Origin of the sequence: Chitinophaga sp., assembly GCF_035761305.1 — a bacterium.
GTDB lineage: Bacteria > Bacteroidota > Bacteroidia > Chitinophagales > Chitinophagaceae > Chitinophaga.
Window position 1 is genome coordinate 1 of the sequence record NZ_DASTRI010000169.1, and the last position, 8,890, is coordinate 8,890.

Annotated in this window: 8 protein-coding genes; 6 read left to right on the plus strand and 2 right to left on the minus strand. The window is 47.9% G+C overall.

Annotation, left to right across the window (positions count from 1 at the left end):
• Nucleotides 1-212: 212 nt before the first annotated feature.
• From VFS25_RS14400 to VFS25_RS14415, 4 genes are read left to right on the plus strand one after another with little or no spacing between them, the layout of a single operon-like run.
• Complete coding sequence (locus VFS25_RS14400; RefSeq protein WP_326462857.1) at nt 213-2,495, plus strand: glycosyltransferase; 2,283 nt, start codon at nt 213-215, stop codon at nt 2,493-2,495.
• A gap of 4 nt (nt 2,496-2,499) precedes the next feature.
• Nucleotides 2,500-2,862 carry a response regulator gene (locus VFS25_RS14405; protein WP_326462858.1) on the plus strand — a complete coding sequence of 121 codons (363 nt, stop codon included), beginning with the start codon at nt 2,500-2,502 and terminating at the stop codon, nt 2,860-2,862.
• Nucleotides 2,863-2,922: 60 nt separating this feature from the next.
• Complete coding sequence (locus VFS25_RS14410) at nt 2,923-4,371, plus strand: sigma-54 dependent transcriptional regulator (protein ID WP_326462859.1); 1,449 nt, start codon at nt 2,923-2,925, stop codon at nt 4,369-4,371.
• Nucleotides 4,372-4,379: 8 nt separating this feature from the next.
• A complete protein-coding gene (locus VFS25_RS14415; protein ID WP_326462860.1) occupies nt 4,380-4,880 on the plus strand; it encodes a low affinity iron permease family protein in 501 nt (166 codons plus the stop codon).
• A gap of 75 nt (nt 4,881-4,955) precedes the next feature.
• Here VFS25_RS14415 and VFS25_RS14420 read toward each other — a convergent pair whose 3' ends face one another.
• Together VFS25_RS14420 and VFS25_RS14425 are read right to left on the minus strand one after the other, a co-directional pair.
• A complete protein-coding gene (locus VFS25_RS14420) occupies nt 4,956-6,389 on the minus strand; it encodes a hybrid sensor histidine kinase/response regulator (RefSeq protein WP_326462861.1) in 1,434 nt (477 codons plus the stop codon).
• A 133-nt stretch (nt 6,390-6,522) separates the two neighbouring features.
• Nucleotides 6,523-7,941: a sensor histidine kinase gene (locus tag VFS25_RS14425; protein ID WP_326462862.1), complete on the minus strand. Its 1,419-nt coding sequence runs from the start codon at nt 7,939-7,941 to the stop codon at nt 6,523-6,525.
• Between the two features lie 292 nt (nt 7,942-8,233).
• On the opposite strand from VFS25_RS14425, the gene VFS25_RS14430 reads away from it, so the two are divergent.
• Together VFS25_RS14430 and VFS25_RS14435 are read left to right on the plus strand one after the other, a co-directional pair.
• Nucleotides 8,234-8,446, plus strand: coding sequence for a hypothetical protein (locus VFS25_RS14430; RefSeq protein ID WP_326462863.1), 213 nt, complete (start codon nt 8,234-8,236; stop codon nt 8,444-8,446).
• 42 nt (nt 8,447-8,488) lie between these two features.
• Nucleotides 8,489-8,890: DUF892 family protein (locus tag VFS25_RS14435; protein ID WP_326462864.1), on the plus strand; the 402-nt coding region annotated here is incomplete at its 3' end.

The window sequence follows — 8,890 nt, forward strand, 5'->3', positions numbered from 1 at the left end:
GTGAATACGTTGTTAATGCAAAAAAAAATTTTGGCACTCCCCGTCAAAAAAAGGAGTGAGGAAGCCGGGGGAAAAATTGTAGAAATAATTCTACACCCATTATGGAGCCTCATTTCACCAGGTTGTCCCTGTCCTTATACAGCCGGGGTTGGATTGATATTTGACTGATTGATGCTGCACAGCGCATGAACTACCAGGAAAAAAATGACACAATGAATAAGAATTTGCTTTTTGTTACAACTTTTCCCCCGCGTGAATGTGGCATTGCAACCTTTGCCCAGGATCTGGTGAGCGCCCTGCAAAAGTCATTTGCAGAAAAGCTGAACATTAGCGTTTGCGCATTGCTGGAAGCTGGTAAGCCCCAGGCCGCCTACAAGCTGCCTGTAAAGTATGTGGTAAATCCTTTTGATATTGACAGCTGTATGACTTTCGCCCACCAGGTAAATGCAGATGAGGAAATTGACCTGGTTTGCTTTGAGCATGAATTTGGGCTCTATGGCGGCGAATACGGCCATAACATGCTGGCCATGCTGTCACTGCTGGACAGGCCCTTTGTGGTGCGGTTCCATACGGTGCTGCCCTATCCTGACGACAGCTGCCGGAAAGTAGTAAGTATTATAGGCGCCCTGGCCAGCAAAATCATTGCAATGACGCAAACCTCTGCCGACATCCTGCTTTCCACCTATGGCCTGCCTGCCCATAAGATCGTGCATATACCGCACGGCGTGCACGCCCGTATTACAGAAGATGTGGACAGTCTTAAACAACAGTATGGCCTGCAGGGCAAAAAAGTGCTTGCCACCTTTGGCCTGCTAAGTGAAAATAAAGGGCTGGAAACAGCTATACGCGCCATGCAGCCCATTGCACAGGAGTTCCCGGATGCGGTATACCTGGTACTGGGTAAAACGCACCCCGTGGTAATGGCCCGGGAAGGAGAGCGGTACCGTGAGCGCCTGCAGGCGCTGGTTGCCGAGCTTGGGCTGCAGCAGCATGTGAAATTTGTAAATAGCTATTTAAGCCTGGAGGCGCTGCTCGACTACCTGGCCTTAACAGATATTTACCTGTTCACCTCCAAAGATCCGCACCAGGCAGTAAGCGGTACTTTCCTGTATGCCATGAGCGCAGGCTGCCCCATTGTGAGCACCGCCTTTTCACAGGCCCGCGAAATGCTGGATGAGTGCTGTGGCTACCTTATAGATATAGGCAGCCATGAGCAGCTGGCGGAAAAAGCCATTCACCTGCTGAAAGATCCGCAGCTGCGTACCGCTATGGGCAACAACGCCATTGAAAAAACACGTAACGCCATCTGGGAAAATGTAGCCATAGCACATATGTCAATGTTCAAGGAAATAATGGAGGAAAAAGACCTTACGCTTCCCAGCCTGCCGCCGGCCTACCTGGATCATATTGACAGGATGACGGACGAATTTGGGATGATACAGTTTTCCCGGCACGATCAGCCCGACCCATCCTCCGGCTACACCCTGGACGATAATGCCCGCGCGCTGATAGCCATGTGCATGTACTGCGATATTGCCAAAGGCAGCAGCTTTGTATACTCCCTCAGCCATAAATACCTGGACTTTATAGAATACTGCCAGCAGGCCGACGGGCGCTTCCTGAACTACGTGAACATACGCGGTTATTTTGACAGCGCCAACTATGAAGTAAGCCTGGAAGACGCCAACGGCCGGGCCATATGGGCGCTGGGATATTTACTGTACTCGCATAATCACCTGCCGCCCTTACTGGTGCAGCAGGCCAGCCGCATACTGCAGCCCTGCTTTACCTGGCTGGAAACACTTACTGCGCCAAGGGCGATGGCCTTTGCCATAAAAGGACTGTATTATTACCTCCAGTATAAGCCAAGCGGCATAGCAGAAGATATAATTAATACTTTGGCCGGCCGTTTGCATAAGCTATACCAGCAGGAGGCAGATGCGCAATGGAAATGGTATGAACCATACCTTACCTACGGTAACGCAGTGCTGCCGGAGGCCATGATGATGGCCAGCCAGGTAACCGGCAACGCCGGTTGGGTATATGTTGCAAAAGAAAGCCTGGATTTCCTGTGCAGCAAAACCTTTACGAACAATTACATGAAAGTGATCAACAACAGAACCTGGCACCATAAAAACATTCACAATGATGCTGATACTTTGGAAGGAGGGGAGCAGTCAATTGAAGTAGCCTATACCATGCTATCCTTGCATACCTTTTTCCGGGCCACCGGCAATCACGCATACCTGGAGAAAATGCGGCTTGCATTTAGTTGGTATTTAGGAAACAACCATTTAAAACAGCTGGTATACAACCCGCTTACTTACGGCTGTTATGATGGCCTGGAAAAGAACAATGTCAATCAGAATCAAGGCGCGGAGTCGAGTGTTTGTTACCTGATTGCCAGGTTATTAATGGAACAATGGAATAAACACAAGTATGTTACAACACAGAAAACAGGGATCGGGTCTGGTATCAGACTTACTCTCAACTGAAAAAATGAAGGGGTCGTTTATCCTTATAATTGATGATGAACCGGATATATGCAGGCTGTTGCAAATGAGCCTGGTAAGACTTGGGTACAATGTAAAGTATGTGCATGAGCTCCAGGAAGGGCTGGCCTCTATTCAACGCCAACAGCCGGATATACTTTTCCTGGATATACATTTACCGGATGGCTCCGGGCTGGAAGCAATTCCCGTTTTCAAAAACAAATGTCCGGCCCTGAAAGTAATCACCATCAGCGCGTATGACAATGGCATGGAAAAGCAAACTGCACTCAACGCAGGCGCTAGTTTTTTTCTTGCCAAACCCTTTAGTGTAAAGAACGTGGACGAGCTAATGAAGGATGTTAAAAGTTAGTCCGGCCTGCAATTTATTTCGTAACTTTAAAAGCTTATAGCCAACATCATACATACCATTATGAGAAATATAATGATCATAGATGATGAGATCAATATCTGTACTTTGCTGAGTAAGTTTCTCGGTAAACATGGGTTTAAGGTAGACACCACTATGTCCGGCAATGCAGCCCTGAAAATGATGAAGGAAAAACCTTACGACCTGGTGCTGTGTGATTATCGTCTGAAGGATACCGACGGGGCCCAGCTCCTGCAGGACATCCACCAGCTAAATCCGCGTACCATTGTGATCATCATTACAGGATATACGGATGTGCGTGTGGCAGTGGAAATGGTGAAAAATGGTGCTTATGACTATTTGTCTAAACCCCTGTACCCCGATGAGATCCTGAACCTGGTGCACAAGGCATTTGCCCACCTGGATGCAGAAAGCGAACGGGAAGCCATGCAGGTGATCTCCCAGCCGCAGGCTGCAGCCGCAAACCGGGAAAGCAGCAGCAACGGTAAAGCCCCTGTTTCCGAAATGCTCGACAAAAGCAACAAGTATGTATACGGCGAAAGCGCCGGCGCCATGGAGCTGTTCCGGCAAATAAAGCTGGTAGCCCCTACAGATTATAGCGTAATTATTTTCGGAGAAACAGGTACAGGTAAGGAATCAGTAGCCCACCTGATCCATCATCATAGCAAACGCAGCTCACAGCCCTTTGTAGCATTGGACTGCGGCAGCCTTTCCAAGGAGCTGGCCGCCAGTGAGCTGTTCGGGCACGAAAAAGGCGCTTTTACCGGCGCTATCGGTACTAAAATCGGCGCTTTTGAGCAGGCTACCGGCGGCACCCTGTTCCTGGATGAAGTGGCCAACCTTTCCTACGATATACAGGTAGCCCTGCTGCGTGTAATACAGGAAAAGGTAATACGCCGCGTAGGCAGCCTCAAGGAAATACCTGTGGATGTGCGCATTATTGTAGCCTCCAACGAAAAGCTTTCCGAATCGGTACAAAAAGGCCGCTTCCGGGAAGACCTCTTCCACCGGTTTAATGAATTTACCATTTATATACCGCCGCTGCGGGAGCGCAAAGAAGACCTGCCGTTATTTGTAAATGCATTTATTGGCCAGGTAGAGAAGGAGCTGCAGAAGAATTGCGGTAAAATTACCCAGGAAGTATGGGAATGCTTCCAGAAATACTCCTGGCCGGGCAATATCCGCGAGCTGAAGAACGTAATACGTCGTGCATGCCTGCTTACGCCGGAGCACCAGGATATTACTATGAGCGCCCTGCCGCTGGAAATGAAAGAGGCCTTTGTACAAAGCTATGAGGAAGACCCGGTAACGGAGCTGGCTACCATTGCCAATGAAAATGATCTGAAAACCGTAGCCCTGCAGGCAGAGTACAACAAGATCATAAATGTGCTGAAAGAGGTAAAGTACAATAAAACCAAGGCAGCGCAATTGTTAAACATTGATCGTAAAACCTTGTATAACAAGCTGCGCCTGCTAAATATTAATTATTAAGCGCAGGTATGAAAAAGGAAAAAGCAGTACAGCCGTTACAGGAGTCAACCGGCAACAAAAAAAAGAACGGTGGAATATCCGGCTTTTTCGAGCGCTTTTCTACCCAGGTTATTAATGTCACCGGGTCTGCATGGGCTTTTTGCCTGGCATTAGTTGTAATTATAGTTTGGGCGGTTACAGGCCCCCTCTTTGGTTTTTCCGATACCTGGCAGCTGGTAATTAATACCGGCACTACCATTATCACCTTCCTGATGGTGTTTGTGATCCAGAAGTCGCAGAACAAGGACTCCAAATCCGTGCAGCTGAAGCTGAACGAGCTGATAGCCGCCAACCGGTTGGCCAGCAACCGTTTAATAGTAGCGGAAGATCTGACGGAAGAAGAGCTGGATGTTTTGCACAAATACTATTGCAAGCTGGCAGACGAAACCAAAAAGCGCATTAACATGAAAGAATCCCATTCTGTAGAAGATGCCATTGGCAACACCGAAGAAAAGCTGAAAGCACAATAGCAAACAATCAACGTATAAAAGAGGGCTGCACCGTAAGGTACAGCCCTCTTTCATTTTCCATCATTGCCCCTGCATTCAATTGGTGGGCAGGGTAATACTGAATGTGGTGCCTTTGCCGGGCTCACTGTCCACATGAATATTCCCTTTATGGTTAATAATAATATTCTGTGTGCTGGTAAGGCCCAGGCCACTGCCTTTGGGCTTGCTGGTAAAAAAGGGATCAAACAGCTTGGCCTTCATATCTTCCGGTATACCGGGCCCGTTATCGCTTACCTGTATAATGGCGCGGTCGTTATGGCGGGCGGTATATATGTTAAGCTCTCCTTTACCGGGCGTCATGGCCTCAATGGCGTTAATGATAATATTCAGCAGGGCAATTTCCACCTTTTCCGCATCGGCCGGTATCATTATATCCGGGTCGGAGAGGCGTTTGGCCACCTTGATCTCATTCAGCTGCAGCCGGTCCTGGGCCAGGGCCAGGGCCTTTTCCGTAAGCTCGTTAATGCCGTGCTGCTGCACATGCAGCTCTATCATGCGGGTGCTGTTCAGCAGCTCGGTTATGAGCTGGTTAATGCGAATGCAGTTGCGTTCTATAATATCCGTGTACAGCTGGCTGTCTTCCGTAACCCCGGGTTCCAGCTTAAACTGGCTTACCGCCAGCAGAATATTGGTAAGCGGGTTACGCACCTCATGCGCAATAACGCGGGCAATGCGGCCGGTGATTACAAATTTCTGCTGCTGCTGCTTTTCCTGCTCCTCCTTTTTCTTTTCAGTAATGTCCTGTACTACGCAAAGGAATATCTGGGCGGCGGCATCCAGCATTACAGCGTTTACCATAACATCCAGCTTTTTGCCGGCGCTGTTCACAAAATTGTACTCTGCCGGCCCGCAGCCATCCTCGCCGCAGATCTGGTCAAAGAAATGCCGGTACTGCTCCTCAAAAAGGAACAGGTCTTTCAGGTTCATTTTCAGCATCTCCTCTTTGGTGTACTGCAGGGTTCTTAAAGCAGCGGGGTTGGCGTCGATAATATTCTTGTCGCAGTCGGCCAGCAGTATCAGGTCATGTGCTTTTTCAAATACGCCGTAATATTTTTTCTCGCTTTCTGCCAGGGTGCGCAGGTGGTTCATTTCATCCAGCGCGTATCGGATGGAGCGCTCCAGCAGGTCGCCGCTGATCTCTCCTTTTACCAGGTAATCAGAGGCGCCGGCCATCATGGCTTCCTTATCAATCGTATAATCCCCTTTACCGGTAAGCATAATAACCGGGGCCTTGTAGCCCAGCTGCTGGAAATAGTGCAGCATGTCAATACCGGTATAAGGGCCCAGCCGGTAGTCTACCAGGTAAATATCATGCGCCTTCCGGCCAATCTGTTCCTGGCCCTGTGCGTAGGTGGAGGCCCAGTCCAGCTTGTACTGGCCGGGTGAAATGTCCTGCAGCAGCTCATTTACCAGGAAAAAGTCATCTTCATCATCATCTATCATCAGGATATGTATGGGCTGGTCTGTCATAATTGTAACTGGATAGTTTGGCAAGTAATTTAATTTTTTAATAATGTGGTTTGCACCGCTTTCAGCAGTAGTTGTTAGTCGCATCCTTTCTCCGCAATTAAGGTGCTAAATTTTCCGGTAACCGGGAGCCGGGTCACTTTTTTTGTTTAACTGGCAAAATAATTACAAAAGCAGCGCCTTTGCCGGGGTAACCGTACGCCATAATGTATCCGTGGTGGCTGTCTACTATCTTTTTACAGATGGCCAGTCCTATACCGGTGCCGGAGTATTCGCTGATACCGTGCAGGCGCTGGAAAATAAGAAAAATACGTTCTGCATAATCCGGGTCAAACCCAATTCCGTTATCTTCTATGCAAATGCGGCAAAAGGTTTCATCCCAGCGGTTCTCTTTTACAATATTGATCTCTTTGCCTTTCAGTAGCTGGTTGCTGATGTTGATTTCCAGCTGCCGTTCCTTGTGTGAAAACTTAATGGCGTTGGCAAGCACGTTCTGGAATAGCTGCTGAAAGCCGGTTACATTGCCTTCAATTACCGGTAGCGGGGCGGTACGCACCACCGCGTTCTTTTCCTGTAACGCTACTTCCAGGTCGCTTAGTACATTTTGCAGGAGGGCGGTCATATCCACTTCTGTAATGCTCTCGGGTGTTATACGGCCGGCCCTGGAAAACAGCAGCAGGTCATTTATCAGTACCCGCATACGGCCAACAGCCCCTATCATGCGGTCAAGCAGCTGGGAAGCGTCGCTGGGCAGCTGGTCCTTATACTTTACCTGCAGCCGGTCGCTGAAGGTAGAAATCTTACGCAGGGGCTCCTGCAGGTCATGGGAAGCTACGTAAGCAAACTGTTCCAGCTCCTGGTTGCTTTTGTTCAGCAGCTGAATATTCTGCTGCAGGTCGCGCTGGTATGATTTGAGCTTGGACTCAATATGCAGCTGCAGCTTAAATTCCTTGGTAAGGGTAATGTAAGAATAAATGCCGATGAGAATGGCCACCAGCGAGGATATAAAGATAACCGGCACCCACAGGGCCGAGAAAAACCGGAACAGCTCTGTTTTTTCATGCAGCTGGGTGTCCTCAATCCGCATCATATCATCTACTTTCCGTTCTATACGGTACATCACCCTTTCGCCTTCTGTTACGGACAGCCGTTCGGTGCGGGGGCTCTTTGTTTTGGAGCCGATCTGCAGCTGACCGTACTTAATTTCCAGCAGGGTTTTCAGGGTGTCCATATGCCGTTGCTGCTGGTGGCTGTCAATTAAAATGCCCCGCAGCGCATTATACTCGCTGCGAATGCTGTTGCTTCTTTCCTCCATATTCGGATGCAGGAAAGAAGTATCGGCGGTAAGGTTATACCCTCTGATAGCTGCTTCGGCATCCTTAAGCTGTTTAATAATTGTTTCCAGCCGTTTTGATACTTCTATAGTATGGTTCAGTCTGGTAGCATTATCCAACAGGTTCTTTGTTACCAGGTAAGAAAAGAACGATGCGGCGATAATAACTGAAAAGGCGATGAAAAAGCCTAACCTGATTTTTCTTTGGACTGGATTGTGCATGAGCTCATAAATCTTCCTAAATTATCCATTTTTCCGCATCCGCATCAAAAAAATTAGTTAAAATAAATTCCTGATAGTTAATCTGCTACCTGCTTTCTCGTGCAAGATTTTCTACATAGTGAAAAGCAATTTCTACGGCAATGGCGCGGCTTTCAGCCGGTTTTAAAGTGAATTTATCTCTAACGCCTATAGGTAGTTCTGATATTATTGCAATGGAATGAACTTTGATTTCTTATAGCTATTGTTAGCTTATAATCACTGTACAACATTCTTTCACCAAAACAAGTAAGTTATGACACAGCAACCGGATAAGGGTAATCAGCATAACCCTTCGCAACAGCAGCCCGGTAAAGGGCAAGCTCCTGATAAAGGGCCTAATCCCGCACCGGGGCAGCAATCACCTGACAAACAGGATATACCGGATGAAGTACCGGAACGGGAAATAAAACATACGCCCGCTAACCCGCAGGACCAGAAACAGGAAAACAATAACAACAATAAATAATCTCACCCTAACTATTTCTTCATCTATTAAAATCTTATAACTATGGCTGGTACTAAAGCAACCTCCAAAAGCTCCTCATCCAGGACCTCTGCCGCTAAAAATAAAAACAACGGCGAACAATCTAAATTTCACAGCCTGTTTATGAATGAGCTGAAAGACATTTACTGGGCAGAAAAAAACCTGGTAAAGGCATTACCCAAAATGCAAAAAGCAGCTACGTCAGAAGAACTGGCCAATGCCATTGCTGAACATGTTGAAGTAACCAAAGGCCATGTAAGCCGCCTGGAACAGGTATTTGAAATGCTGGGCGCCAGGGCTATGGGCAAAAAATGCCCGGCTATGGAAGGCCTGATAGCCGAAGGCCAGGAAGTAGTATCTGAAACAGACGAAGATACTGCAGTGCGTGACGCCGGTATTATTGTTTGTTCCCAGAAAATTGAGCAC

Excerpts from the sequence above, each read along its gene's own strand:
- VFS25_RS14400 (WP_326462857.1), top strand. The coding sequence starts at position 213 with ATGAATAAGAATTTGCTTTTTGTTACAACTTTTCCCCCGCGTGAATGT.
- VFS25_RS14405 (WP_326462858.1), top strand. The coding sequence starts at position 2,500 with ATGAAGGGGTCGTTTATCCTTATAATTGATGATGAACCGGATATATGC.
- VFS25_RS14410 (WP_326462859.1), top strand. The coding sequence starts at position 2,923 with ATGAGAAATATAATGATCATAGATGATGAGATCAATATCTGTACTTTG.
- VFS25_RS14415 (WP_326462860.1), top strand. The coding sequence starts at position 4,380 with ATGAAAAAGGAAAAAGCAGTACAGCCGTTACAGGAGTCAACCGGCAAC.
- VFS25_RS14420 (WP_326462861.1), bottom strand. The coding sequence starts at position 6,389 with ATGACAGACCAGCCCATACATATCCTGATGATAGATGATGATGAAGAT.
- VFS25_RS14425 (WP_326462862.1), bottom strand. The coding sequence starts at position 7,941 with ATGCACAATCCAGTCCAAAGAAAAATCAGGTTAGGCTTTTTCATCGCC.
- VFS25_RS14430 (WP_326462863.1), top strand. The coding sequence starts at position 8,234 with ATGACACAGCAACCGGATAAGGGTAATCAGCATAACCCTTCGCAACAG.